30 protein-coding genes and 1 other RNA gene are annotated in these 23,104 nt (G+C 70.6%); 18 read left to right on the top strand and 13 right to left on the bottom strand.

What is annotated here, in order from left to right:
• Positions 1–111 precede the first annotated feature (111 nt).
• Positions 112–774: a ribonuclease HI gene (gene rnhA / locus ASG32_RS21685; RefSeq protein ID WP_056530549.1), complete on the top strand. Its 663-nt coding sequence runs from the start codon at positions 112–114 to the stop codon at positions 772–774.
• Between the two features lie 63 nt (positions 775–837).
• Here the strand turns inward: rnhA and ASG32_RS21680 are convergent, their stop codons facing one another.
• A complete protein-coding gene (locus tag ASG32_RS21680) occupies positions 838–1,131 on the bottom strand; it encodes a hypothetical protein (RefSeq protein WP_056530937.1) in 294 nt (97 codons plus the stop codon).
• Between the two features lie 207 nt (positions 1,132–1,338).
• On the opposite strand from ASG32_RS21680, the gene ASG32_RS21675 reads away from it, so the two are divergent.
• Complete coding sequence (locus tag ASG32_RS21675) at positions 1,339–1,875, top strand: DUF2059 domain-containing protein (RefSeq protein WP_056530934.1); 537 nt, start codon at positions 1,339–1,341, stop codon at positions 1,873–1,875.
• A 629-nt stretch (positions 1,876–2,504) separates the two neighbouring features.
• Here ASG32_RS21675 and ASG32_RS21670 read toward each other — a convergent pair.
• A complete protein-coding gene (locus tag ASG32_RS21670; protein ID WP_056530545.1) occupies positions 2,505–3,698 on the bottom strand; it encodes an alpha-hydroxy acid oxidase in 1,194 nt (397 codons plus the stop codon).
• A 510-nt stretch (positions 3,699–4,208) separates the two neighbouring features.
• Here ASG32_RS21670 and ASG32_RS21665 point away from each other — a divergent pair.
• The 4 genes from ASG32_RS21665 (at position 4,209) to ASG32_RS21650 (ending at position 8,907) form a co-directional block, all read left to right on the top strand.
• Positions 4,209–5,372: an ABC transporter substrate-binding protein gene (locus tag ASG32_RS21665; RefSeq protein ID WP_020094897.1), complete on the top strand. Its 1,164-nt coding sequence runs from the start codon at positions 4,209–4,211 to the stop codon at positions 5,370–5,372.
• A gap of 63 nt (positions 5,373–5,435) precedes the next feature.
• On the top strand, positions 5,436–6,311 hold the full coding sequence (locus tag ASG32_RS21660; RefSeq protein ID WP_012329745.1) for a branched-chain amino acid ABC transporter permease: 876 nt from the start codon (positions 5,436–5,438) through the stop codon (positions 6,309–6,311).
• Positions 6,308–8,143 carry a branched-chain amino acid ABC transporter ATP-binding protein/permease gene (locus tag ASG32_RS21655; protein WP_056530541.1) on the top strand — a complete coding sequence of 612 codons (1,836 nt, stop codon included), beginning with the start codon at positions 6,308–6,310 and terminating at the stop codon, positions 8,141–8,143. The genes ASG32_RS21660 and ASG32_RS21655 overlap by 4 nt, the downstream gene beginning before the upstream one ends.
• Positions 8,144–8,151: 8 nt before the next feature.
• Positions 8,152–8,907 (top strand): ABC transporter ATP-binding protein, encoded by a 756-nt coding sequence (locus ASG32_RS21650; protein ID WP_020094895.1) that lies wholly within the window; start codon positions 8,152–8,154, stop codon positions 8,905–8,907.
• Between the two features lie 226 nt (positions 8,908–9,133).
• Here the strand turns inward: ASG32_RS21650 and msrA are convergent, their stop codons facing one another.
• Together msrA and ASG32_RS34560 are read right to left on the bottom strand one after the other, a co-directional pair.
• Positions 9,134–9,652 (bottom strand): peptide-methionine (S)-S-oxide reductase MsrA, encoded by a 519-nt coding sequence (gene msrA, locus ASG32_RS21645; RefSeq protein WP_026605211.1) that lies wholly within the window; start codon positions 9,650–9,652, stop codon positions 9,134–9,136.
• A 162-nt stretch (positions 9,653–9,814) separates the two neighbouring features.
• Complete coding sequence (locus tag ASG32_RS34560) at positions 9,815–9,970, bottom strand: hypothetical protein (protein WP_020094893.1); 156 nt, start codon at positions 9,968–9,970, stop codon at positions 9,815–9,817.
• Between the two features lie 137 nt (positions 9,971–10,107).
• Between ASG32_RS34560 and ssrA the strand changes: the two genes are divergently transcribed.
• Positions 10,108–10,486: a transfer-messenger RNA gene (gene ssrA / locus ASG32_RS32780) on the top strand.
• Positions 10,487–10,570: 84 nt separating this feature from the next.
• On the top strand, positions 10,571–10,864 hold the full coding sequence (locus tag ASG32_RS21640; protein WP_056530538.1) for a hypothetical protein: 294 nt from the start codon (positions 10,571–10,573) through the stop codon (positions 10,862–10,864).
• A 395-nt stretch (positions 10,865–11,259) separates the two neighbouring features.
• Here the strand turns inward: ASG32_RS21640 and ASG32_RS21635 are convergent, their stop codons facing one another.
• Positions 11,260–11,490, bottom strand: a complete 231-nt coding sequence (locus ASG32_RS21635; RefSeq protein ID WP_020094891.1) for a hypothetical protein — start codon at positions 11,488–11,490, stop codon at positions 11,260–11,262.
• Positions 11,491–11,877: 387 nt separating this feature from the next.
• Between ASG32_RS21635 and ASG32_RS21630 the strand changes: the two genes are divergently transcribed.
• The 9 genes from ASG32_RS21630 to ASG32_RS21595 all read left to right on the top strand — a co-directional run bounded on the left by ASG32_RS21630 (position 11,878) and on the right by ASG32_RS21595 (position 17,127).
• Entirely contained in the window at positions 11,878–12,702 is an 825-nt protein-coding gene (locus ASG32_RS21630; protein WP_056530536.1) for a cobalamin B12-binding domain-containing protein, read from the top strand.
• A gap of 104 nt (positions 12,703–12,806) precedes the next feature.
• On the top strand, positions 12,807–13,028 hold the full coding sequence (locus ASG32_RS21625; RefSeq protein WP_056530534.1) for a hypothetical protein: 222 nt from the start codon (positions 12,807–12,809) through the stop codon (positions 13,026–13,028).
• A 154-nt stretch (positions 13,029–13,182) separates the two neighbouring features.
• Positions 13,183–13,872 carry a hypothetical protein gene (locus tag ASG32_RS21620; RefSeq protein WP_056530528.1) on the top strand — a complete coding sequence of 230 codons (690 nt, stop codon included), beginning with the start codon at positions 13,183–13,185 and terminating at the stop codon, positions 13,870–13,872.
• Between the two features lie 229 nt (positions 13,873–14,101).
• Positions 14,102–14,521, top strand: coding sequence for a hypothetical protein (locus tag ASG32_RS21615; protein WP_056530525.1), 420 nt, complete (start codon positions 14,102–14,104; stop codon positions 14,519–14,521).
• Between the two features lie 56 nt (positions 14,522–14,577).
• The gene (locus ASG32_RS21610) at positions 14,578–15,834 is read left to right on the top strand and encodes a PHB depolymerase family esterase (protein ID WP_056530523.1); all 1,257 of its coding nucleotides are present in this window, start codon (positions 14,578–14,580) and stop codon (positions 15,832–15,834) included.
• A gap of 279 nt (positions 15,835–16,113) precedes the next feature.
• Entirely contained in the window at positions 16,114–16,392 is a 279-nt protein-coding gene (locus ASG32_RS21605) for a hypothetical protein (protein ID WP_056530519.1), read from the top strand.
• Positions 16,393–16,435: 43 nt separating this feature from the next.
• Positions 16,436–16,567, top strand: a complete 132-nt coding sequence (locus ASG32_RS35670) for a hypothetical protein (RefSeq protein ID WP_280141598.1) — start codon at positions 16,436–16,438, stop codon at positions 16,565–16,567.
• Between the two features lie 66 nt (positions 16,568–16,633).
• A complete protein-coding gene (locus ASG32_RS21600) occupies positions 16,634–16,843 on the top strand; it encodes a hypothetical protein (protein WP_020094884.1) in 210 nt (69 codons plus the stop codon).
• Positions 16,844–16,854: 11 nt separating this feature from the next.
• Positions 16,855–17,127, top strand: coding sequence for a hypothetical protein (locus tag ASG32_RS21595; RefSeq protein ID WP_128083350.1), 273 nt, complete (start codon positions 16,855–16,857; stop codon positions 17,125–17,127).
• Positions 17,128–17,200: 73 nt separating this feature from the next.
• On the opposite strand, the gene ASG32_RS21590 is transcribed toward ASG32_RS21595, so the two are convergent.
• The 7 genes from ASG32_RS21590 to ASG32_RS21560 form a co-directional block, all read right to left on the bottom strand.
• Positions 17,201–17,569: a hypothetical protein gene (locus ASG32_RS21590; RefSeq protein ID WP_020094882.1), complete on the bottom strand. Its 369-nt coding sequence runs from the start codon at positions 17,567–17,569 to the stop codon at positions 17,201–17,203.
• Between the two features lie 203 nt (positions 17,570–17,772).
• Positions 17,773–18,117 (bottom strand): hypothetical protein, encoded by a 345-nt coding sequence (locus ASG32_RS21585; RefSeq protein ID WP_056530516.1) that lies wholly within the window; start codon positions 18,115–18,117, stop codon positions 17,773–17,775.
• Positions 18,118–18,547: 430 nt separating this feature from the next.
• Entirely contained in the window at positions 18,548–18,766 is a 219-nt protein-coding gene (locus ASG32_RS21580; RefSeq protein ID WP_056530514.1) for a hypothetical protein, read from the bottom strand.
• 196 nt (positions 18,767–18,962) lie between these two features.
• Positions 18,963–19,238: a hypothetical protein gene (locus ASG32_RS21575; protein WP_020094879.1), complete on the bottom strand. Its 276-nt coding sequence runs from the start codon at positions 19,236–19,238 to the stop codon at positions 18,963–18,965.
• A 112-nt stretch (positions 19,239–19,350) separates the two neighbouring features.
• Positions 19,351–19,545 carry a hypothetical protein gene (locus ASG32_RS21570; RefSeq protein WP_020094878.1) on the bottom strand — a complete coding sequence of 65 codons (195 nt, stop codon included), beginning with the start codon at positions 19,543–19,545 and terminating at the stop codon, positions 19,351–19,353.
• Between the two features lie 54 nt (positions 19,546–19,599).
• Positions 19,600–19,962 (bottom strand): DUF6481 family protein, encoded by a 363-nt coding sequence (locus tag ASG32_RS21565; RefSeq protein ID WP_043712997.1) that lies wholly within the window; start codon positions 19,960–19,962, stop codon positions 19,600–19,602.
• A 108-nt stretch (positions 19,963–20,070) separates the two neighbouring features.
• Complete coding sequence (locus ASG32_RS21560) at positions 20,071–20,280, bottom strand: cold-shock protein (RefSeq protein WP_012329763.1); 210 nt, start codon at positions 20,278–20,280, stop codon at positions 20,071–20,073.
• 550 nt (positions 20,281–20,830) lie between these two features.
• On the opposite strand from ASG32_RS21560, the gene ASG32_RS21555 reads away from it, so the two are divergent.
• The gene (locus ASG32_RS21555) at positions 20,831–21,466 is read left to right on the top strand and encodes a methyltransferase domain-containing protein (protein WP_056530512.1); all 636 of its coding nucleotides are present in this window, start codon (positions 20,831–20,833) and stop codon (positions 21,464–21,466) included.
• A 41-nt stretch (positions 21,467–21,507) separates the two neighbouring features.
• On the opposite strand, the gene ASG32_RS21550 is transcribed toward ASG32_RS21555, so the two are convergent.
• Positions 21,508–22,947 carry a carotenoid oxygenase family protein gene (locus tag ASG32_RS21550; protein WP_056530508.1) on the bottom strand — a complete coding sequence of 480 codons (1,440 nt, stop codon included), beginning with the start codon at positions 22,945–22,947 and terminating at the stop codon, positions 21,508–21,510.
• Positions 22,948–23,104: the final 157 nt, after the last annotated feature.

Below are 23,104 nucleotides of genomic sequence, written 5' to 3'. Positions count from 1 at the left end.
GCCGCGCTCGCCGGCGATGCCGGCTCGGGCCGGGGCGACCATCGGTCGGCCGATGTCGGGCCTCGATGGCGCCCGTCCACCGACCACCCGTACGAGAGGGCTGACGCCACGATGCGAATGATCGTTTATGCCGATGGCGGTTGCGACCCGAACCCCGGGCCGGGGGGGTGGGGCGTCGTCATCGCGGCCCCGGACGGCACGATCGAGCTGTGCGGCGGGGAGCCCGGCACCACGACCAACAACCGGATGGAACTGACGGCCGCGATCAAGGGCCTCGAGCATTTCCCCGCCGGGGCCGCGATCGAGATGCGGTGCGACAGCCAGTACGTCGTCAAGTCGGTGACCGAGTGGATGCGCGGCTGGAAGGCGCGGGGCTGGCGCTCGACGACGGGTGACGTGAAGAACGTCGATCTCATGAAGCGCCTCGACGAACTGAACGCGGCGCGCGACGTGAAGTGGACCTGGGTCCGGGGGCATGCCGGCGACCGCCTCAACGAACGCGCCGACGCGCTCGTCCACAGGGGGCGTCGCGAAGCGAAGCTCGGCAAGCTCGAGTCGCGGAGCAGCGCCGCGCCCGTACCGGCCCCGACCGCCGCACCGGCGCCGTCGAGCCGGGGCGCCGACCTGCGGATCGACCTCGCGCTCGGCCTCCAGGTCGCTCGGGCCGCGAAGGCGGCGGGTGTCACGCCCGACGCACTCGTCGACGATGCGATCCGGTTCTACCTGGAGATCGGGCCGAGCGAGGTCGCACGCCTGCGATCAGGCCGGGCCTAGCGGGCGAGGCCGCGCGCGGCGACGCCGGGTCGCCGCTCCGCGATCTCCGGGACGGGGCTCGGCCTACTCGCAGACCTCGATCCGCCGAACGTGCTCGTACCCGTACGGATCGATGTACGCGCGGCGCTCGAAGTGGCAGGCGCCGTACGGGTCGGGCGCGGCGTAGACGGGGCGACCCGGGTAGTACCCGCTGTTGGCGGACGCGATGGCGCTGCCGGCCACGACGCCGCCGAGGATGCCCAGCGCCACGGCGCCGCCGACGCCGATGCCGCGCGCCTGAGCGGCCGGCGGGGTGGCGCAGAGTGCCAGAGCGACCAGCGCGGCCGCACCGCCGGTCCGCAGAAACGTTTGACGCATGGTGTCCTCCCATTCCTCGATGCGGACACCATGAGCCCGCGACCGCCGGATCTCGGTGCTGATCGGCACCCCGAGTTCAGGGCCCGCCGCGCGCGACGCGGTGCCGGGCGATCCGGCGCTGTCATCGATCCTGTTCGGAGCTGTGGTAGCTACCCGGACCGGCCGCGCGGCCTTGTGGACCGCGCGGCGCTCGTGAACGGGACCGCCATGCGCTTCTCTGCCCTCGTCGTCGGTTTGTGCCTGACCTCCTTCCCGATCGGTGCGGCACTGGCACAACCGGCCCCGAAGCCCGCGCCCACGACCGCGCCGGATCCGGCCCTGCTGAAGGTTGCCCGGGAGACCGTCGCGCAGATGCAGGGTGATCGCGCCGCGACGCTCGGCTCGATGGCGGCCCCCATGATCGGCATGATGCAGCAGATCGGGATCAAGGAGCCCGACAAGGCGCAGGTGCTGGTGCAGGAGGTCGTCATGCCGACGCTCACGGCGCACTACGACGAGCTGCTCGACATCCAGGCGCGCGGTTTCGCCACCGTGCTGAACAAGGACGAGTTGCAGGCCATCGCCGCCTTCTACGCGACCCCCGCCGGGAAGCGCCTCGCGGCGGCCCAGCCGCAGCTCGCTCAGATCCAGCTCGCGGGCATGCAGCAATGGATCCAGTCGGTGATGCCCGAGATGCAGGGCAAGCTGACGACGGCCATCCAGGCCCACGGCTGGGCGCCGGGCGGATCGGCGAAGCCGCGTTGAGCCTCCCCGGGCCGCGACGCCTTCCGAGCGGAGCGGCGCCCTGCTTCGAAGGCGTCGATAGGCCGGACACGATGCGGGGCGCCGGGACAGCGTGCCCGGACGCTCGGTCAGCGCGGCGGGCCTGAACGGTCAGCCGATGGCCCAGAACAGCGGCAGCGCGCCCGCGAGGAACAGGGCCGAGGAGACGAGCACGGCGAGGCGCTCGCGATGGTGCAGGACGAAGGCGTGCGGGCTGGCGAACATGGCTGGGTCGGATCGGTGGTGAGGGCATCACGCTCGCTCCTGAACCTTGACGGATCGAGGGCGCTTCGCGCTGTCCACAGGTGATGGCCGATCTCTGTCGCTGCCGCGCCACATCCTTTTGGATGTGCTCGGGCGCACCTCCCGGACGGCTCTTCTGGCATATTGAATTCAGCAGGCCGTCTTTCCCCCCTCGGCGGCCCGATCCAGCGGCGCAGCGACCCCACGGGTCGCTGCGCCGTTGTCGTTGTGGCTCGGGCGCGGCGCGAGCGCCCCGGCCCGGTGCCGCGCTGGGACGCCTCGGCCGCGGCGATGCGCGATTGGCGAGGGATTCGGATCGGGAACCGCGACACCGTGAAGGTCCGGATCGGACCGGTGGTCGCCCGCCGTCAGGGCCCGATGCGCCGCACGGGCGGCGCATCCTCCCGGGTCTCCTGCGCTGAGGGCGTCCAGAGGATGGACCGGTCGACGGCGCGGATGTCGCGATGGCCGCACAGGGCCATCGTCATGTCGAGTTCCGTGCGGATGATCTCCAGGGAGCGGGCGACGCCGGCCTGCCCGTAGGCGCCGAGCCCGTAGAGGAAGGCGCGGCCGATGAACACGCCCTTCGCGCCCAGGGCGACGGCCTTCAGCACGTCCTGGCCCGAGCGGATCCCGCCGTCCATCAGCACCTCGACGCGCCGGCCGACCGCGTCCGCGATTCCGGGAAGCGCGGCGATGGACGAGGGGGCGCCGTCGAGCTGCCGCCCGCCATGGTTCGAGACGATGAGCGCGTCGGCCCCGGTCGCGGTCGCCCTCTCGGCGTCCTCGACGTCCAGGATGCCCTTCAGGATCAGGGGACCCTGCCACCGGTCGCGGATCCGCCGCACGTCGTCCCAGTCCAGGCGCGGGTCGAACTGGTCCGCCGTCCAGGCCGAGATGGAGCGGGTATCCCGCACGCCGTCCACGTGCCCCACGATGTTGCGGAAGGTCCGGCGCTGCGTGCGCAGCATGGACCAGCACCAGCGGGGCTTGGTCAGGAGATCGAGAACCGTGCCCGGCGTCAGCCGCGGCGGGGCCGACAGGCCGTTGCGGATGTCCTTGTGGCGCTGCCCGAGGATCTGGAGGTCCAGCGTCAGGACCAGGGCCGAGCAGCCTGCCGCCTTCGCGCGGTCGATGAGGCGATCGTTGAAGCTGCGGTCGCGCATGAAGTAGAGCTGAAACCAGAACGGCTTGCTGACGTTCTCCGCGACGTCCTCGATGCTGCAGATGCTCATCGTCGACAGCGTGAACGGCACCCCCGCCGCCTCCGCCGCCCGTGCCGCCAGGATCTCGCCGTCGGCGTGCTGCATGCCCGTGAGCCCCGTCGGCGCCAGGGCGACGGGCATCGCGACGGCCTGACCGGCCATCGTCGTGGCGAGGGTACGGTCGGTCATGTCGACCGCGACGCGCTGGCGGAGCTTGATGCCGGCGAACTCGGCCTCGTTCGCGCGGTAGGTCGACTCCGTCCACGAACCGGAATCGCAGTAATCGTAGAACATCCGCGGCACCCGCCGCTTGGCGACCCGCCGCAGATCCTCGACCGTCGTGATGATGGGCGCCATGGGAGGTTCGGCCTCGCGACTGGATGACGGGGCCGGTCGCGGTTGAGGCGGGCTCGCGCCCGCTCGTACGCCGCGCGCTTCAGGCCGCGATGCCCCGTGCTGGAAGCTCGACGGTGCAACGGTTCGCTGGAAAACGGAAGCGCCTCCTCGCCGAATGCGCCGGTCGCGTCAGGCCTCTCCCGCGCGTACACCGATCCTATAGCGCCTGTTGCGCTCGCCCGCGCCGCAGAGGAACGCCGGATCTCTGCCTGATAGTACACATTCCGGATCGCGCCTGTTCGGATCTTCGCGTTCCGAGCGCGCGTCAGGACAGAGTGTATGCGAGCGGTATCTCGCCGTCATCGTCTTCGCCTTCGCCGCACCGCAGCGAAAGCGGTCGAGTGACGATCCGAGAGCTTCTTCTCATCGAAGCTGAGCGTCGAAGGTTTGCAGGATAGACATCGGCGCGCGGAATAGGGACCATCGTCGCCAACGCCGGGCCTGAGCATCGGCGGTGGGACGGATACGCCAATGAGGACGACGCGCCGCGTTTTCTTGACGGGGGCCGCATCCGCAGTCGCGGGCGGCCTGGCGCCGGGGGTGATCCGCTCGGCCTGCGCTCAGGGCGCCGGGTCGACCGTCCGGATCGGCATGGTGCTCCCGGTGACGGGGCCCGGCGCGGATGCCGGCCGCTACGCGCTCGCCGGGGCCAAGATCGCCCTGGAGACGGTCAACAAGGCCGGCGGCGTGCTCGGCAAGCCCCTGGAGATCGTCACGGAGGACGATCAGACCACCAATCCCGGCGCGGTCTTCGCCTTCTCGAAACTGGCGTCGCAGGGCGACCTCGTCGGGTTCCTCGGCTCGATCCGCTCGACCCAGAACCACGCGATGGCGCCCGACATCCTGAAGACGGGGAAACCCGTCTGTTTCGGCGGCACCGACCCGGTCCTGACGCAGCTCGGCAATCCCTGGCTGTTCCGCTTCCGCCCCAACGACACCTTCTCGGCCCGGGTGATCGCCGAGCACGGCGTCAACGGGCTGGGCAAGAAGAAGTGGGCGATCATCCACTCCACCGACGCCTTCGGCACCAGCGGCGCCAAGGCGCTGACCGAGAGCCTCGCCAAGGGCGGTGCCACGGTCGCCCTCGACCAGGGCTACACCAACCAGAGCCAGGACTTCACGCCGGTCGTGCTGGCGATCCGTCAGTCGGGCGCCGACGTGATCGGCTCGTACTTCACCTTCGAGAACGACATCGGCATCTTCGCCCGGCAGCTGCGCCAGCTCGGCGTCACCGCGCCCTGGGTCGGCTCGCCCTCGATCACCAACGTCACCGCCCTGAAGCTCGCCGGGCCGTCCCTCTACGGCACCTACGGCGTGGCCGACTACGCCGAGGAGTCGGGCGACGCCGCGCGCGCCTACGGCAAGGCCTACCGCGCCGCGATGAAGATCGCGCCCGACAACCAGTCCTCCTGGACCTTCGACGCGGTCACGGTGCTGGCCAAGGCGATCAACGCGGCGGGCAAGACCGACCCGCAGGCGGTCCGCGAGGCGATCCTGGCGGTGCGCGGCCACGAGGGCGCCGAGGGAACCTACAACTTCGACAAGAACGGCGACGGCCTGCACGGCTACAACGTCGTGCGCAACGACAAGGGCAACATCGTCTTCGACCGGCGGATCGACTTCTACCAAGGGTGAGCCGGCCGACGTGTTCGGGGTGCGTGAACGACATCCGGAGAAGGAGGCGAGAGTGCGGACCGCATGGACCTGATCCTGCAGCTCCTCTTCACCGGGATCGGCATCGGCTCCGTCTACGCCCTGGTGGCGCTCGGCTTCGTGCTGATCTTCCGCGCCACCAACGTGGTGAACTTCGCGCAGGGCGAGTTCTCGATGGTGGCGGCCTTCCTGATGGTGGTCTTCGCCGTCGACCTCCAGTGGCCCTACTGGCTCTCCCTCCTCCTGACGCTCGGCGGGATGGCGCTGCTCGGCGCCCTGTTCAATCTCGGCGTCTACTACCCTCTGCGGCACCGCAGCTACCTGCCGGTGATCATCTCGACCATCGGCGCCTCGATCTTCCTGGCGAACACGACGCTCGCCCTCTACGGGCCGCAGCCCCAGGTGCTCCCGCCCGTCTTCGAGACGCAAGGGTTCCTGCTCGGGCCGGTCTTCCTCGACAGCCAGTACCTGCTGATCATCGCGGTGACGGCGGCCCTGGTGGCGTTCCAGTACTGGTTCTTCGAGCACACTCTGGTCGGCAAGAAGCTTCAGGCGACGTCCCAGGACAAAGAGATGGCCGCCCTCCTGGGCATCCCGGTGGCCGGCATGATCATGCTGACCTTCGTGTACAGCGCGGTGCTCGGCGGCATCGCCGGCATCCTGGTGGCGCCGGTGCTGTTCGTGTCGATCCAGATGGGGGCCACGATCGCCCTCAAGGCCTTCGCGGCGACGATCATCGGCGGCTTCGGCGACGTCACCGGGGCGATCATCGGCGGCCTCGCGCTCGGCATCATCGAGACCTTCGGGGCGGCCTACATCTCGGTCCCCTACAAGGACGCCTTCGCGTTCCTGGTGCTGGTGGTGTTCCTGGTCGTGCGCCCGCAGGGCCTGTTCGGCGAGCGCGTGGCGGAGAAGGCATGAGCGGTCGCCCCTCCACCGTCGCCGGCCCGGCCGCAGCGGCTCCCGCGCCCCCGCCCCGCCGCCTGCCCCTCGGGAGCCTCGCCTACGCGGTCCTGGCCGCCGCCCTGGTGACGCTGGCCGCCACGACGCCGCTCAGCGGCTACGCCCTTAACATCCTGATGCAGGCGGCGACCTACGCCATCGCGGTGATCGGCCTCACCGTGGTGCTCGGCCTGTGCGGGCAGATCAACCTCGCCCAGGCCGCCTTCTTCGGGATCGGTGCCTACGCGGTCGGGCTCGGAACGGTCGACGGGGGCCTGAACTTCTGGATCTGCCTGCTCACCGGCCTCGGTCTCGCGGTCGTGCTGGGCGCCGCGCTCGGCGCCTCCACGCTGCGGCTCGGCGGCCACTACCTCGCCATGGTGACGATCTCGTTCCAGCAGATCCTCACCCTGGTCCTCACCAACTGGATCCCGGTCACGCACGGGCCCGACGGCGTGCCGAACATCCGCCGCCCGGTCCTGTTCGCGGACGGGCAGAGCTACCTCGCCCTGTGCGTGCTGGTGCTGGCCGTCGTCGGCTGGCTCGTCTGGCACATGCCGCGGACGCGGCTCGGGCGCGCCATGCGGGCGGTGCGCGACAACGAGCTCGCGGCGGGGGTCTCGGGCATCGACATCTACCGCACCAAGGTCGCGGCCTTCGCCCTCGGGGCGCTGCTGGCGGGGCTCGGCGGCGGGCTGTTCGCCGGCAGCTTCACCTATATCAGCCCGGACCAGTTCGCCTTCGCCGAGTCGATCGTCTTCCTGACGATGGCGCTGCTCGGCGGCGTCGGCTCGCCGGTGGGCGCCGTGATCGGCACGGCCCTGCTGATCCTGATCCCGGAATGGCTCCGCTTCCTCAAGGAGATCCCCGGGCTCTACCTCGCGATCTACGGGCTCGCGGTGATCCTGATCGTGGTGTTCATGCCCGACGGGATCTGGGGCTTCCTCGGCGACCAGGTCCGGCGCCTGCGCCGCGCCCGCCCGATCCCGCCGCCCGCCGCCGAACTGATTCTGAGCCAGGGCGAGGCGTCCGCCGCGCCGATGCTGGAGGTGTCGGACCTGTCCAAGCACTTCGGCGGCCTCAAGGCCGTGGACGCGGTGAGCTTCACGGTGGCGCGGGGCGGCATCCACGCGCTGATCGGCCCGAACGGGTCCGGCAAGACCACGACGCTGAACGTCCTGTCCGGCCTCTACAGCCCCACGGGGGGCACCGTGCGGCTGGCGGGGCAGGACGTCACGCGCCTGTCCCCGCACCGGCGGGCGGCGGCCGGGATCGGCCGCACCTTCCAGAACATCCGCCTGTTCCGCTCCATGAGCGCCCTGGAGAACGTCGTCATCGGCGCCGAGCGCCCCAACAACCCGCTCGGCGCGCGCGACCGGGCGGGGCTAGAGGCCCGCGCCCGGGCGGCTCTGGCCTTCGTGGGGCTGGAGGGGCGGGCGCAGGAGCCGATCTCCGGCTTCTCGTACGGCCACCAGCGCCTGATCGAGATCGCGCGGGCGCTGGCCGGCAACCCCGTGCTGCTGCTCCTCGACGAGCCCGCCGCGGGGCTCAATTCGAGCGAGAAGAATGCCCTCACGGTGCTCCTGCGCCGGATGGCCGCCAAGGGCCTGACCATCCTGATCATCGACCACGACATGACGCTGGTGAGCGACGTGGCGAGCCACATCACCGTGCTGAACTTCGGCCGCCGCATCGCCGACGGCGTCACGGCGACCGTGCTGCGCGAGCCGGCGGTGATCCAGGCCTATCTCGGCGAGGACGCCGCCGCCGGTCCGGCGGCGAGCCTCAAGACCGACCTCGCCCCGGCCTGACCCCAGCGATGACGACGCCCGCCACGCCACTCCTCGAGATCCGCGACCTGGTCGTCCGCTACGGCGAGATCGAGGCGGTGCGCGGCCTGTCCTTCTCGGTCGGAGCCGGGGAGGTGGTGACGCTGCTGGGGTCCAACGGCGCCGGCAAGTCGACGACCCTCAAGGCGATCTCCGGGCTGGTGCGGCCCGCCGCCGGCACGATCCTGCTGGAGGGGCGGCCGCTGGAGGGCCTGAAGCCCGAGGCGATCGTGCGGCTCGGCGTCGCCCACGTCCCGGAGGGGCGCCGGGTCTTCCCGGGGCTCACGGTGCGCGAGAACATCATGCTGGGCGCGTCCAACCGCGCCGGCCTCGGCAAGCGGGCGCTGCGCGACGAGGTCGAGGCGATGTTCGACCTCTTCCCGGACATCCGCCGGTTCGGCGACGCCCTGGGCTGGACGCTGTCGGGCGGCCAGCTCCAGATGGTGGCCCTCGCGCGCGGCCTGATGGCCAAGCCCCGCATCCTGCTCCTCGACGAGCCCTCGCTCGGCTTGGCCCCCGTGATCGTCCAGGCGGTGTTCGCGATCATCGCCGAGGTGCGGCGCCGCGGGACCACCGTGCTGCTGGTGGAGCAGAACGCCCGGATGGGGCTCTCGGTCGCCGATCGGGGCTACGTGCTGGAGACGGGCCGGCTCGTCCTGCAGGGCGCCCCCGACGCCCTCTGGGCCAACGACGAGATCCGGTCGGCCTATCTCGGCGGACGGACGAGGCCCGAACTCGCGGGCTGACCGCACCGGGCCTCGTCGGCGACTTCGTCGCTCGCGCGGTGCAGCGCGCGCAACCACCGCCGGACGGAATGGCGTCCGCGACGCGGCGGTCCGGCAGCGGTCGGACGCGCCTCGGCCCGCGAGCCCGCCAGCGTCACGACCGGCGCGTCTCCGCGGCCCCCGGCGGTACCGTCGCGACCGTGAGGCCCGAGACCGCCGACTGTCCGGCGGCCTCGGGCCGATAAGCCTATGCGCTCTGGGTGGCGGGCGCGCGCGCGGGCAGCACCCAGTTGGGCCTGATGAAGTGGCAGGTATATCCGTCGGGACGCCGTTCCAGGTAGTCCTGATGCTCCGGCTCGGCCTCCCAGAACGGGCCGGCCGGCGCCACTTCGGTCACGACCTTGCCCGGCCACAGGCCGGAAGCGTCGACGTCGGCGATGGTCTCCTCGGCGACGCGGCGCTGGCCCTCGTCGGTGTAGAAGATGGCCGAACGATAGCTCGGGCCCCTGTCGTTGCCCTGGCGGTTCGGCGTCGTCGGGTCGTGGATCTGAAAGAAGAATTCCAGCATGCGCCGGAAACTCGTCCGCGCCGGGTCGTAGATGATCTCGATGGCCTCGGCATGGGTGCCGTGGTTGCGGTAGGTCGCGTTCGGCACGTCGCCGCCCGTGTAGCCGACGCGGGTCGACACGACGCCCTCCTGGCGCCGGATGAGGTCCTGCATGCCCCAGAAGCAACCACCGGCCAGCACCGCCCTCTCGGTTTCCATCGTCGCTCCTCCTGAGCCGTTCCACTGATCGCGCAGATATAGGGATCCCGAGGCGCTTCGCGCTGCGGCCTCGTAGCTTGCCATGCCTGCGATGCCTGCACGAGCACGCGCGGGGTTCCGAGAAGACGTTCGCTGCCGGGCGAACGTCTCCGAAGCGGTCTGTCAGCTCCGCACGAGCGGCTTGTTGACCTTGAAATTCTTCCGTGCCGGTTCGGCCTTGCGGGGATCCGGCTTGTCGGCGAGGAGCCGCTTCACGCGCTCGTTGAAGTCCTCGGGCGTGACGCCCTGCGCTTTGCCGGTCTTGAGTTCGCGTGCCATCTCGGCCTCCGCTTCGTGGCCCAGAGCACGGAATTGCGCGGAGGGATCGCACGCATATGGGCACGCGGCGGCCGCGGCGCCACCGATGTCCGGCCAGGATCGCTGCGTGCACGCGATGGACCGGCGGGCCGGGATGGGTTACGGTGGCTGCGAGGTTGATGACCGGTTCGTAATAACGCTTCAGGACCCGGGGGCGGTACCCGGCGCCTCCACCAGAAGCATCTTGCCCCGGATACCGCGCGGGGACGAGGGCGAGCGTCCGGCGTTGCGGATCGCGCGCTGCCAGGGTGCTTCTGCTGGGGGTGAAACAGGTTCGACTGGGCGGTAAAGGGATCGCGAGTTCTGCCCTGCCTCGGCAGGGTAAGATGCGGCTTTCGGTAAGGACTCGACCGGCTCGGCGCGGGCAACCCTCGTTCCGGGCACCTGACCAAAACTCTAAATGCCAACGACAACGTCGGCATGGAGATGCGCCTCGCGGCGTAATCTTCCGGGGCGTGGGTACGCCTAGCAACAGAACCCGAGGCTTCGGCCTCGGGACCCGCCTTTATCGTCTGCCCGTTGTTCAGTTCGGGGTCGCGTCCGGGCAGATCGGAGACTTGCTTGAACGAGCCCGAACAGGGCAGCGCGGAGGCCGTCTACATCTCGGCCATGGTCGGCGAGATGATGCGGCGCGTCCTGGAGGACGCTCTCGCCGAACTCGCGAGAACCCGTGGTGCGGCCTTCCTGGAAATCTTCGTGGCGCGCGAGCTGGCTCGCTGCGCCGACCTGTTCCGCGAGCGGCCCGGCGACACGCCGGAGACGACGGACATGTTGCGGGCCTGGTTCGCCATGGAGGGCGGTGAGGCGCTGCGCGCCGTGGTCGATCGCGCCAGCGTCGAGGCGGCGCGCGACTGAGGCACTCCGTGGATGTGCCTGCCGCCGGGCGCGGGCCCTTCCAGGCGGTCCGCGCACGGCGACAGTCCCCGGCGAACTGCTCGCCATCTTCCTGGGCTAAGCTCCGTCTCGGGAATGTTGAGACCGCGTTCCCGGCCGAGGACAAGGGAATCGGGGCGACAGGTCTTCAGGTTCTTTCTCGCCGGGGAGGAGCAGGGAAGAGTGGAACCGCCGCGGCGAGGGGCCCGCGCACTTCGCCCGGGAATGCCGGTGCGACCGCCGGTCAAACCAGCCGAGCGCGGCAGGCCTTCCGTCATCCCTGATCTTGTACCCGCCGCACCGTCGATCAGCGAGAACCCGATCTGCCTCCGCGGCCACGGAGCGCCCGCGCGCCTCGGCGACGGACAGGCTGCAACCTACACATCTGTCGCCGAGAAGCTGGCGCTCGCGCTCATCACGAGCTTGCCCGCTTCGTCGTAGGCTTGAGCGGTGAACGCGTTCACCTCGGTGCGATAGCCCTCATCGCGCAGGATGTCGGTCAGCAGCCGGCGAAGGGTGTCGCGCAGCGCGTCCCGACCGGAAAGTTGCACGCCTTCGTCGTCCTTGACCGTGATGTGATCGGATGTGACGATGAAATATCGCGGCATCGGGCTCTCCGCCGACTGGACATGGCAGCGCGCATCACGCGGTCACCGGCCGCCGAGCCCACAATCGTCTACGCTCGCACAAACGCGGCGCGCGGGCACTCACTTGGATCAATCGCCGCGGCGCGGAACGACCGGCTCTCTCGGTGAAGATCGTTCGCTCCGGAGCGCCCTGTCCGCCGTGCCGGATTGACGGGAACCGTCATCCGAGGCGGCAGTTCTGTGCCGGTACCGACCTGTACAGCCCGCACCGGTCGCGGCGCACGTGAGTTCCGTCAGGCTGTAGCCAAAATCATCCGTCCGCGATCGGAATTATAGTTCGCTAATCGAGTTGCCTAGTGCCGATACAAAACATATAGTGCCGCGTCGGCGGGGGAGCCAATGCCTGAAATGGCCGGTATCGGTGTCGCGCGCGCCCGCGTCGGCCGACGGACTTGGTCCGTTCACGGAGCGGCCAAACGCAACTCGGCCATCATCCAGGCCGGTCTCGCCCGGATCGTCGAGGACGAGATCCTGCCGCGTCTGGCGCTCGCGCATCGGGCGGATCCGCCGTCGCCCGCGTCGACGACGCGATCACCGACGCCTGAGCGCGTCGCCTCTCTCGCTCAAGCGCTGATGGAGGGCGAACCGCACGCCGAGTGGGTGCGCGCGCTCCTGGAAGAGGGCTTGTCGCTGGATGCCCTGCTGCTCGACCTGTTCGCACCCGCGGCGCGGTATCTGGGCGAGCTCTGGGAAGACGATGCCGCCGACTTCCTCGACGTGGCGCTCGCGCTCGGTCGCCTCCAGAACCTGACCCGCGCCCTGTGTGCGGATCTGGAGGGCGTGGACGTGACGGCGAACGGTCGCCGCGTCCTGCTGATGCCTTGTCCCGGTGAGACCCATCTCTTCAGCCTCGCGCTCGTGGCGAGCTTCTTCCGCGAGGCGGGGTGGGACGTGGTCCTGACCAACGGAGCGGACGAGGACCCCGCCAGCTTGGTCCGCGCCGAACAGTTCGATCTGGTCGGCATCTCGCTGTCCTGCGACATCCTCCTGCCGGTGATGGCGGTGTCCGTGGCGAAACTGCGCGCCGCGTCGTGCAACCCGGACCTGCGCGTCATCGTCGGCGGGCCGCTCTTCGTGCGGGAGCCTGCCAGCGCCCGTGTCGTCGGCGCGGACGCCGTCGCCGCGGACGCGCAATCGGCCGTCCGGATCGCGGAGGCCACCCTCGCGCGATGACGCCGTGCGGCCAGACGCCGGATTCGGCGACTCGCTGCTGCGCGGATCCCTTCTCATCCGGACGGTGTTAGACGTGTCGCGGTAGAGAGGCAGAGATCCAGAATTTGCACGAGTTCGACGAGCAATTGGCGCGTGAATTCGTCCGCGGCCTCGTACAGTCGGCCGTCGCGCGCGGTCTCGATCCGGCCATCCGGCTCGATCAGTTCCGGGCGTTGCAGCAAGCGGTCGTCGCTCTATCGCGAGACGCTGACGTGGTTCGAACCAGCGAGCAGATCATCCGGGCGATCGACTGCGCTCTCCAGGAACTGACCGCGGTGAGATCGTAGTCTGATCGGACGGTTTCCGCGGCGACGCGCGGGCCAGGGCCGGTCGCGAGCGACCAGCGATGCCGCGTCCGACGGTCCGTTTCGGCACCCGTCCCTCGGGCCCGCGGTGACGGTTCGTTGCGGACACCCGGCAAGTGCCCTATCGGCCGCGGTGATGCCCGACCGATCCCTCCGTGCCGTCTGGTCCGACAGCCTCATGGCCGAGGTCGGCGCCCGCCTTCCCCTCTTCGACGACCTGTCCCCGGACACGATCCGGCGTCTGTCGGCCGAGGGCTTCGGGCGCGGCCTGCTGACGGCGTCCCTGCGCGCCCGCCTGCGGAAGGCCGGCTTCCCGGATCTCGGTCATCTGGCCCAGTCTTCTCCGGTCGCGATCGCCGCGATCAGGAAGTTCGGTCCCATCCGCGTCGAGCGCGTCCGGCACTTCATCCTCGACGTGCTGGCGCGCTGGCTCCCGGGCGCGCGGGAGATGCACACACCCGAGGCCACGCGGGCGCGGCGGCTCGGCCGGCTGCGCGGGCTGCCGGCCGGATGCCTGCCCCTCGCGGCGGGTCAGATCGCAGCGCTCCGCCTCGCGGACGCCTCCTGTGCGGACATCGCCACGTGTTCGCGTCTCGGGCTCCTCCGGACAGGCGCCGTGACATCCGGTGACGTGGACCACGTCGTCGCCACGCTCACCCACCTCGCTCGGGCGTCCGATCCGGTGCCTCCGCGTCCCCTGGAGGAGGCCGGGGCGGCACCGTCGTGCGACGCCGCGAGCGCGGCGGCCCGCCGCGCCGCCCTGCTGGCGGAGCAGGATCGTGAATGGGACGAGGCCGCACCGATCGCGCGCCGGCCTCAAACCTGACGACCCGTCCGGATCCGGAATCGATTTCTCGCGGCGAGACCTAGCAGGGCCGCGCCCTGCCGCGGTTCGATCCGACGCGGCGCTGTTCCTGTCCTCGAGGCAGTTCCGCGCATCCTCGAAGACGTCGCGATCGGCCCCTCGGATTGGAGTCGTCACCGGCAACCCTTGCGCCGCCGTATCTGCGCACCATCTACAGACCATCCAACCGGATGGCGTATGGATGGTTCACATGGCCGACAAGGTGCACGATCTGCGACCCAGGCTGCCGGACAGCGAGAAGATCACGCTCAACCTCGGTTTCGTCGACCTCGGCCATATCGACCTGATGGTGCGCGACGGCTTCTACGCCAACCGTGCCGATTTCATCCGCACCGCCGTGCGCAATCAGATCGAGCGCCAGGGCGAGGCCGTCAGGCAATCGGTCAGCCGGAAGCAGCTCAGCCTGGGCCTGACGCACTACACGAAGCAGGCGCTCGAGGCGGCGCGCGACGCGGGCGCGCCGCTGCACATCCAGGTGCTCGGGCTGGCCAGCATCGCCCTCGACGTCACGCCCGAACTGGCGCGCGCCGCCATCGCCTCGGTCGAGGTGCTCGGCGCCTTCCAGGCCAGTCCCGCGGTCAAGGCGGCGCTCGCCGACCGGACGAGCTGACGGCTCCACCTCTCCCCGCCGCCGCGCCCGCTTCCCGCTCAGCCAGGACCCGTCCGATGGATCACGCCACGAAGACCGCCTTCACGCGCTTCGCGTTCCCGAAGGTCGACCCGGCCCGTGCCGCCCGCGCCGCGGAGGCGATGGCCAGGCTTCAGGAGCGTCAGGCCGCAGCCTTCAGGCTGTGGTCGGGGGCGGCCCGGAGCGCCACCGAGACGGGTGCGCCGAGCGCGGACGCGGCCGACATCCTCGACATGGTCGCGCCCTCCGCTCCCGGCGAAGCCTGGGTCGCGCCGGAGACGGCCGGAGAACGTCCGGGCCGCCATCCCCACGCCGGATCCGCGGGCGACATCGCCGGCACCGTGATGCGCACCGTCCAGGAGGCGCTGGCGAAGGCCGGCATCGGCACGGATCGCGACGGGCGGGACGGCGCGACGCCGGCCGCGCCCCGGCTTCCGGAGGGGGCACGCTTCGAGGCCCGCACGTTCACCGGCGCGGCCGGGACCCGAAACTACAAGGTCTACGTACCGAGCGGCTACACCGGCCAGGCCCTGCCCGTCGTGGTGATGCTGCACGGCTGCACGCAGAACCCGGACGACTTCGCCGCAGGCACGCGGATGAACGCGGTCGCGGAGGCGCGCAGCGTCCTGGTGGTCTATCCGGAGCAGCCGCGCTCGGCCAACATGCAGCGGTGCTGGAACTGGTACGAGCCCGGTGACCAGCAGCGGGAGGGCGGCGAGCCCGCCCTGATCGCCGGCATCGTCCGGCAGGTGATCGCGGAGTTCTCGGCCGATGACAGGCGGGTCTACGCGGCGGGCCTGTCGGCGGGCGGGGCTGCCGCCGCGATCCTGGCGATGACCCACCCCGACCTGTTCGCGGCGATCGGCGTCCATTCCGGCCTGGCCTGCGGCTCCGCGCGGGACGTGCCCTCGGCCTTCGCGGCCATGAAGGGGGACGGCGCGCGCGCGACGGGACAACGCCACGCCGTGCCGCTGATCGTGTTCCACGGCGACCGCGACCGCACGGTGCACGCGGCCAACGGCGATCGCGTGGCCGCTCAGGGGCCGTCGGACCCGGAACTCCGCACAGCGGTGACCCGGGGCCGGACACCGGACGGGGTGGACTACACCCGCACCGTCCGTTCGGACGCGTCCGGCCGCGCCATCGTGGAGCAGTGGGTTCTGCACGGAGCCGGGCACGCGTGGTCGGGCGGCAGCCCGGCCGGCTCGTTCACCGACCCGCGCGGACCGGACGCGAGCCAGGAGATGATCCGCTTCTTCCTGGAGCACGCGCGCGCGGCCGGTGCCCGATCCTGAGCGCTGACGGCCCGTCGGGCGCATCGGCCCGGCCGACTCACGGGACCGACCGTCTTCGATCGCAACCGGTCGGCGCGCTCGCGCCCGTCCCGATCATCCAACGGGCGCTGGGCGCATGTCTCGAGCGGGCCCGCCGCGTCGCGCGCCGGGCGCGACGCCCGTCCGGTCAGGGCTATCTTTGTCGGCCGTGAGAGCGCAGAGTGTTGCCATCACCGGATCGGTTGATCCAGGCTCCGGTGGCTGAGGGTCCATGCCCCCGCCTGCAACGGACAGGCGCGCGTGGCAGACCTCATCACGTTTCCCGCCAAGCCGCGCTCACGACACGCGCGCCGCGCCTATCAGGTCCACCGGCTCGCCCCGACCGGTGGCGTGCTCACGACTTGCGTCATCACAGCGCGCAACGACGGCGACGCCAGGCGGCAGGCAGCGGGTCTGATCGCGGGGCATCATGCCGAACTCTGGGCAAGCGACCGCCTCGTTGCCGTCTTCGGCCTGTTCGAGACCCCGGTCGCGACCGCGATCCGGTTGCTTCCAGACCAGCCGACGCCCGAACGGTGAGGACGACGTCGTCGGGGCTGTCACCGTATCCAGGAGCGAGATCATGGCAGCGGAACAGAAGCGCGGAAATCGCGAAGCCAAGAAGCCGAAGAAGTCTGTGCCCAAGACCAACGCGTCGGCGCCCTCCGTCAAGGGCTCCGTCGCGGTGGCCACGAAGCCGCCCCGGAAGGTCTGACGCGATGCTCGCGCGTCACGGCCAAGCCGCGTGGTAGAGCCCGGCCAACCCCGGCCGTGCCCGGTGATGCGAAAGCTGACCAGGTTGGTCGTCCGTATGGCGCAGCGACCCGGCCTCCTCGAGAGCGGGCGGCTGATCGATCAGCTCACGGATCTGGAAACCGAGGGCCTGGCCCGGAATATTTCGTGGCGCTCCATCGAGACGATCAGGGCCACTCGATTGAAGCTGCGCGTCGAGGGCCTGATGCCGACGTCGTCTCTGCCGCTCGCTCCCTGATGGATGTGCGCATGACTGATCGTGAGACGTGCTTGGAGGCTCTGGGAGCGCTCATCGTCCGGGCGGACCCGGCCGATCTCGCGGCCGCCCAAGATATCCTGCTGCGACTCGTCCTGCGTGAGGACGGTGCGGAGCGACGCGCGGCGGCCCTCGACGGGCTCCGTGCCGAACTCGCGTGCGCGACGCGGGCGGGCTCCCGCTCGCGCGAGCAGGAAGCCTTTCACACGGTCCTCCTCGCGATGATCGAGCGGACCCGCGACATGGCCGGTGCCACGACGGCGTGACGCGCCGCCGCTGGCCGAGCGACCGCGGGAGCGCGACCCGGTCCTCCGAGGCACGAATGTCCCGCGCCTCCCGTCAGATGCCGATGCTCGCCGCCCCGGCGGCGGCCGCCTGCGGAACGGTGGCGCCGTTCCGCAACGCCATCGCTATGGCGATCGACATGGTGTCGATGGCGAGCGCGCGATCCTGCCCGTAATCGTAGGAGCTGTTTCTCCCGGAACTCAGCCGCGCGTAGTAGGCGTCGGGGAATTCCCGATCGATCCGCGTTCTGAGGAGCTGAGCTGCCGCGGCGTAGTTGGCTTCGAAATCCCGGCCCTTGCTCGCCGATGCCCCCTCGAAGGTCCCGGCTTCCTTTCGCTTGGCGATCGCATCGGACCTGCGCTCCTGCGCGCTGCCAAGAAAAAACTGGATCGTTCTGGAGATCAGCCACCGGACGATGGTCATCGGAATCTCCTGAGCGGGCGGCGAATGCGTGCCCGTGCGGACACATAGCACATCGCGTCGCGCCCTGATCTTAAAAATACGACTTCGGAGACAATTAGGAGCCCCGGCCTACCGCCGCGGTATGCCGGGACGGGGGCCGGACGCCGCGCACCCACCGAGTCGTCGCGCGTCCCGGCACCCGGCCGTGCCCGCACAGCCGACGGTCACGGCGGAGAGATCTGCGGACCCGGATGCACCAGGGTCGTGTCGTGTTCGGTCGCCTGCCACACGGGCCAGGAGCCCTCGCGCACGAACATGGCGAACGCCTCGATCACGTGCGGCCGGTCGAAGGCGTGCACGCCCTCGACTGCACGCCCGACGATGCAGACCGCATCTGCCACATCGGCCGCGGGCGAGCGGATATCCAGTGAGAACATCACGCCCGATCGATCGGGCCTGAGCGCGTCGGGCAGGACGTCGATCTTGCGCCAGAGGCAGTACCACCGGGCACAGGCCTCTGGGCGCTCGCTGTAGATCCCGCAGCCCGTTCCGGTGTTGTGCCGGCACACGATCCCTGCCGGCTTGTCGAGGGCAGGGATCGCCAGAGCACGGCAGCACACCGTGCAGGAACCGCATGACCGGCCGGGGACGGTGCGCTCGGGAACGCGCGGGGCATCCCGGCTCGGGACGCCGCGGGCTCGTGCTTCGCTTGCGATCGGTCTGTCCTCGATTGCCGTCGTGCGGCGGCGATGGTGCTGATCTCGGAGAGGCGAGGGGGCTGCGCAACCGTCGGTTGCTGCACAGCCCGCGGAGCCGCATCGCCCTCATACCGTGTCGGCGGCCGCTGTTCACGTCCCCCGTCCGGGATGCCGCTCCGCGATCGGGCCGGACCGAGAGGGCGGCGGGTGCTGCGCGCCAGGAACGGCGTCTTCCCGGCGCGTGCCGGGCGCTTCGACGACGGGCCGTGCCAAGCGGCGTCCGATCCCGCAGGCGGGTGGCTCAGGCGGCCGGGCGCCGCGCGTGCCGCCACGCCGCGATCGCGCTCCGTCTCGCCTCGAAAGCCGTGCGCAACCGCGTGCCCGGTGCGCCCTGACGCTCCGCGCCGAAGCCGTGGAGCAGGACCGCATCGGGTCCGAAGACGCGACGCATCTCGGCGCGCCAGAGGCGGTCCGCGACGGCGAGCGTCGTCTCGGTTTCCGCGAAGCGTTCGATGTTCATGGCAGACGTCCTCCGCTCACCGCCGCCTGCCACAACGCGCTGTCCTGCCCGGAGGTCCAACGCGGCCGTGACCCCGGTCGGGGCCGCAGATCGGCTCGGGGAATCGGCGCGGCTGGAAGACCTCGTGGGTTACGAGGGTCGCACTTCGGCTTCTCCGCGCGATCCCGCGGTGTGGCCGGGCCAGGGGGCCGTCGTGTCAGAGCGCCCGCGCGAGGCCCGCTTCCAGATCGAGTGCGCTGGCGGTCTGCTGAGAGAGGCGGACGCCCGTCGGCTCGACCTCCGCATCGGCTTTCACCGCGCGGCGCACGATGGCCAGCGCCTCGTCCTCCGAGGTGGTAATCGCGGCGTAGAACATGACCAATCGGCCCGACAGCTCCGCGTCGTCGGGCCGCGTCACCTTGAGGATGAAGGCCGTCTGATTGGGTTCGATCATCGCCGCATCGGCCGGGTGGATGTCCTTCGTCGTCGTCATGGATCGCAAAGGCCTCGATCTCGGTCCATCCGGAGGCCTTCCGCCGGGCCGTTGCACTATGGCGGATGCGCGTCACGGGACGTCGCGTCGTCCCCCGCGCGCCCGAGACGGTTCAGGCGGGCGTGAGTTCGCCTTCCCGCACGGCGCGCTCGCCGCTCGCGGACTTGATGCGGTAAGTCGGCTCGCCGGAACGATCGTCCGGCGTCAGGCGGACCACCTCGAAGAGGCCGTCGACGGTGCTCTTACTGCCAGCGTAGCTGATCCCCAGCTGCCGGACATGCTGGCCGATCTTGAACTTGTGAGACATGGGTCGTCCTCCGGAGTGATGGCGCGCGCGGGCTGGGTTCGACCTAGCGGCGTGCTAGCGACGTGCACGCGCCTTGCGGGCCGCGAATCGCGCGTCGCGTGCCGCCTTCTGTTCGGCGGCGCGGGCAACCTGCTGCTCCGCCTTCTCGGCGGCCAGACGGTCTGACTCGGCCTCGGCGCGGGCCTGCGCGGCCTGGACCTCAGCCTCACGCTCGATCTCGGCGGCCAGACGAACGGCTTCCCGTTCGGTCGCCCGCAGGTCCCGGGCCTGGACGACCGCGCGCCGCGCGGCTTGCCGCGCGAGGACGACCGGATCATCGGCCGCCGGGCGTGCCCGGAACCGGGCCAGTGTGGCCTGCCGCGCTCTGGCCGTCTCCGCGAGACGATCGACGAGGTGATCGGTTTTCAAAGGCTTCACGAACTCTCCGTGGGCGCACCGGACGTCAGCCCCCGGTGGCGAGACATGGATGAAGCCGCTCCGCGGTAGGAACGGCTTCGAAGCGCGTCACGAGTGGACGCGTGAGACTCAGGCCGCCTGAAGGCTGCCGGCCGACTGCTTGCCGGTCCTCCGGTCGGTCTCCATCTCGTAGGAGACCTTCTGGCCCTCGTTCAGGCCTTGCATGCCGGCGCGCTCGACGGCCGAGATGTGGACGAACACGTCCTTGCCGCCGTCATCCGGCTGGATGAAGCCGAAGCCCTTGGTGTCGTTGAACCATTTAACGGTGCCGATGGTCATAGGTATTCCATGTCAGTGAAGGCAAATAGATAGGGCGGGCGCATGGATCACACGCGCCCGGTCGCCGGATGTCGAAAATGGGAGAGATGCAGAACGCTCGCCCTGTTGAGGCGATACGGCCGGATACCTGGCCAAAAATCGATTTCGTATCTGTACGCCATCGACGTGTCGATGACAAGTACATTGAGAAATTGCGAGTTTCACGCCGATTTGTGCGGCGATTATTTATCCTGAAACTTCGCGTGGCGTTTCCCGTGAACGGCTCGGACGAAGCGGCTTGCCGGTTCCCGTGCGGTCCCGCGTTCGGCCGCCCGATCTCCGGCAGTGTCGACGGCCGGTCGCGCGTGATGAGGAGGGCCGCGCCAGCGGGGCGGACAAGCGGCGGCAATGTCGGCTCCGACCCGTGATGCCGTCCGCGCCACGGCGCGGATGCGGCGACGTGAACACCTGGCCGCGGGGCGTCACGGCTCTCTCTACACGCGCACGCAATCCACGGTTCGCGCGCAGTCTCTCGGAGCCGGCGCGCCGTCAGATCCGGAAGCGCGCTACGATGACCCAGGATCTGCCGGACTTTCCCCCGGAGGCGTTCGCCAAGCACGACCGCGATCCCGATCCCGCCTTCTACGCGCAACCGCGCTTCGTGACCCATATCGATGCCGCCGCGGTGGCGGCGGTCACCGACCTCTACAGGGCGATCGTGCCGGCGGGCGGCGACGTCCTCGACCTGATGTCGAGCTGGGTCAGCCACCTGCCGGACGAGGTCGCGTATGCCAGCGTCACCGGTCACGGCCTGAACGCCGCCGAACTCGCCGCCAACCCGCGCCTGACCCGGCATTTCGTGCAGGACCTCAACGCCGAGCCGCGCCTGCCGCTCGACACGGCCTGCGTCGACGCCGCGCTGATCTGCGTCTCGGTCCAGTATCTCCAGCGCCCCGTCTCCGTCCTGTCCGAGGTCGCGCGCGTGCTGCGCCCCGGTGCCCCGGCGGTGATCAGCTTCTCGAACCGCTGCTTCCCGACCAAGGCGGTGGCCATCTGGAGTGCCCTCGACGGTGGGGGACATGCCCAGCTCGTCGGCCTGTACCTCCAGCGCGCCGGCTTCGCCCGCGTCGAGCGGCGCGTCCTCAAGCCCTCGGGAGGTCCCGGCGACCCCGTGACGGCGGTGGTCGGCTGGACCGCCGCGGCCTGATCGGTCCGGATTCGGCCGTCACCGGGACCGCGCCCGGTCTCTCAGGCCGGCGCGCGCGCCGGGAACCAGTTGCCGTGGAAGCCCGGGGGGATCCGGTGCCCGAGGCGGATCCGGGCGAGGGGAGGGGCGTCGAACGCCCGCGCGTCGAGGACGGTGAAGTCGGTCACGTCGCCGGCGGTGTCGATCACGAGCCCGACGAGCCAGCCCTCGTCCTCATCGGCCCCGGTCCGCGCCGGCACGAAGACGAACTCCCCCGGGACGTGACCGGGACCGAAGTCGTGCATGTGGCGCGCGCCCGTCTCGAGGTCGTGCTTGTAGAGCTGCGTCGCACCGGCGAGCTGCGTGTTGCCGTCGGCCGGCACGCTGACCGTGTAGACGTAGCGGTGGCGCTGCCCGAGGCGCCGCTCATCGATGCGGGGGAATTCCTGCGCCGCCGCGTCGATCACGCGCCGCTCGACCCGACCCGTCGACGGGTCGATGATCCAGCGCTCGAGCCGGCCCGGCGCGTCGAGCCCGCCGCCGGCCGAGGCGAACACCGTCCCGTAGGCGACGACATCGAGGATCACCCGCCCGTCCGCGTCGTCGTAGGCGTTGGCGGTGTGGAACACGAAGCAGGGCTCGACGGCGCACCAGACGATGTCGGCGCCGTCGCCCTGACGCGGGAGGAGGCCGACACGGGCCCCGTGGCCGGGGTTCCAGCGGAACGGGAAGCGGTACCCGGCGAGCAGGGCCCGGAACGAGAACGTGACCGGCAGGTCCAGCACGATCACGAAGCGCGCCGTGATCGCGCAATCGTGGATGCAGGGGCCGTGCGCGACCGCGACCGGCACATCGCGCACGACCCGCCCGCTCGGGGCGAGGACGACGTGGCGCACGCTGTCCCAGACGCGGCCGTCGTACGCGACGGCGTGCGTCTCGCCGGTCAGCGGGTCGCGGTGCGGGTGCCCGCTGAAGGAGCCGGCCAGCGTCCCGTCGAACGGGTTGTAGCGCTGCGCCTCCAGGGTGGGCGAGAGTTCGACCGGGAAGCTGCCGGCCTCCACCACCGCGAAGATCCGGTCGCCGATCGCGACGACGTTGGTGTTGACGGTGTCGTTGCCGCCCCGCCGCGGCCCGGGCGCCGCGGGCCGCTCGAGCGCCGCGGCGGCCGTGCGCGAGCCGATCCAGCGGTTGCGATACCACAGCGCCCTGCCGCCCTCGAGCGCGAGACCGTGCACCATGCCGTCGCCGAGGAACCAGTCGTGGCCCCGCGTCGCCGCGCGGACGGGGTTCGCCCCCATCTTGAGATAGAGGCCGTCGAGGCCGGGCGGGATCGTCCCGGTGACCGGCAGGTTCTCCAGCGTCAGCTCCGCGCGCATCGGCGCGTGGACACCGACGACGAAGGGATTCGCCGCCCCGGGCAGCCGCAGCCGGTTGCAGGCCGCCACCAGGCCGACGCCGAACTCGGCGGCCGCGCGGAAGGCCGACTGGACTCGATTCGGCATCGGCAGCGTTTCCAGGATGGGGCGGCGGGCAGGAGCGACATCGACGCGAGGCCGTCCGGATCCTCGCCACCGGAGGCCGCCGCACGCGCTTCACGGCGCAGTATAGCCGAAAGCGGTGAGGCGGCGTGCTGCCGGATGCCGCTGCGACCGGAGGCGG

Source organism: Methylobacterium sp. Leaf361 (assembly GCF_001424445.1).
Classification (GTDB): Bacteria; Pseudomonadota; Alphaproteobacteria; order Rhizobiales; family Beijerinckiaceae; genus Methylobacterium.
This window is presented reverse-complemented; position numbering and strand designations above follow the sequence as displayed.

Coding starts and splice junctions, on each gene's coding strand:
- msrA (WP_026605211.1), bottom strand. CDS start 9,652: ATGGAAACCGAGAGGGCGGTGCTGGCCGGTGGTTGCTTCTGGGGCATG.
- ASG32_RS21570 (WP_020094878.1), bottom strand. CDS start 19,545: ATGTCTCACAAGTTCAAGATCGGCCAGCATGTCCGGCAGCTGGGGATC.
- ASG32_RS21630 (WP_056530536.1), top strand. CDS start 11,878: ATGGCCGGTATCGGTGTCGCGCGCGCCCGCGTCGGCCGACGGACTTGG.
- ASG32_RS21665 (WP_020094897.1), top strand. CDS start 4,209: ATGAGGACGACGCGCCGCGTTTTCTTGACGGGGGCCGCATCCGCAGTC.
- ASG32_RS35670 (WP_280141598.1), top strand. CDS start 16,436: ATGGCAGCGGAACAGAAGCGCGGAAATCGCGAAGCCAAGAAGCCGAAG.
- ASG32_RS21560 (WP_012329763.1), bottom strand. CDS start 20,280: ATGACCATCGGCACCGTTAAATGGTTCAACGACACCAAGGGCTTCGGC.
- ASG32_RS21635 (WP_020094891.1), bottom strand. CDS start 11,490: ATGCCGCGATATTTCATCGTCACATCCGATCACATCACGGTCAAGGAC.
- ASG32_RS21680 (WP_056530937.1), bottom strand. CDS start 1,131: ATGCGTCAAACGTTTCTGCGGACCGGCGGTGCGGCCGCGCTGGTCGCT.
- ASG32_RS21620 (WP_056530528.1), top strand. CDS start 13,183: ATGCCCGACCGATCCCTCCGTGCCGTCTGGTCCGACAGCCTCATGGCC.
- ASG32_RS21555 (WP_056530512.1), top strand. CDS start 20,831: ATGACCCAGGATCTGCCGGACTTTCCCCCGGAGGCGTTCGCCAAGCAC.
- ASG32_RS21600 (WP_020094884.1), top strand. CDS start 16,634: ATGCGAAAGCTGACCAGGTTGGTCGTCCGTATGGCGCAGCGACCCGGC.
- ASG32_RS21610 (WP_056530523.1), top strand. CDS start 14,578: ATGGATCACGCCACGAAGACCGCCTTCACGCGCTTCGCGTTCCCGAAG.
- ASG32_RS34560 (WP_020094893.1), bottom strand. CDS start 9,970: ATGGCACGCGAACTCAAGACCGGCAAAGCGCAGGGCGTCACGCCCGAG.
- ASG32_RS21550 (WP_056530508.1), bottom strand. CDS start 22,947: ATGCCGAATCGAGTCCAGTCGGCCTTCCGCGCGGCCGCCGAGTTCGGC.
- ASG32_RS21655 (WP_056530541.1), top strand. CDS start 6,308: ATGAGCGGTCGCCCCTCCACCGTCGCCGGCCCGGCCGCAGCGGCTCCC.
- ASG32_RS21660 (WP_012329745.1), top strand. CDS start 5,436: ATGGACCTGATCCTGCAGCTCCTCTTCACCGGGATCGGCATCGGCTCC.
- ASG32_RS21675 (WP_056530934.1), top strand. CDS start 1,339: ATGCGCTTCTCTGCCCTCGTCGTCGGTTTGTGCCTGACCTCCTTCCCG.
- ASG32_RS21580 (WP_056530514.1), bottom strand. CDS start 18,766: ATGAACATCGAACGCTTCGCGGAAACCGAGACGACGCTCGCCGTCGCG.
- ASG32_RS21575 (WP_020094879.1), bottom strand. CDS start 19,238: ATGACGACGACGAAGGACATCCACCCGGCCGATGCGGCGATGATCGAA.
- ASG32_RS21650 (WP_020094895.1), top strand. CDS start 8,152: ATGACGACGCCCGCCACGCCACTCCTCGAGATCCGCGACCTGGTCGTC.
- ASG32_RS21595 (WP_128083350.1), top strand. CDS start 16,855: ATGACTGATCGTGAGACGTGCTTGGAGGCTCTGGGAGCGCTCATCGTC.
- ASG32_RS21615 (WP_056530525.1), top strand. CDS start 14,102: ATGGCCGACAAGGTGCACGATCTGCGACCCAGGCTGCCGGACAGCGAG.
- ASG32_RS21670 (WP_056530545.1), bottom strand. CDS start 3,698: ATGGCGCCCATCATCACGACGGTCGAGGATCTGCGGCGGGTCGCCAAG.
- rnhA (WP_056530549.1), top strand. CDS start 112: ATGCGAATGATCGTTTATGCCGATGGCGGTTGCGACCCGAACCCCGGG.
- ASG32_RS21590 (WP_020094882.1), bottom strand. CDS start 17,569: ATGACCATCGTCCGGTGGCTGATCTCCAGAACGATCCAGTTTTTTCTT.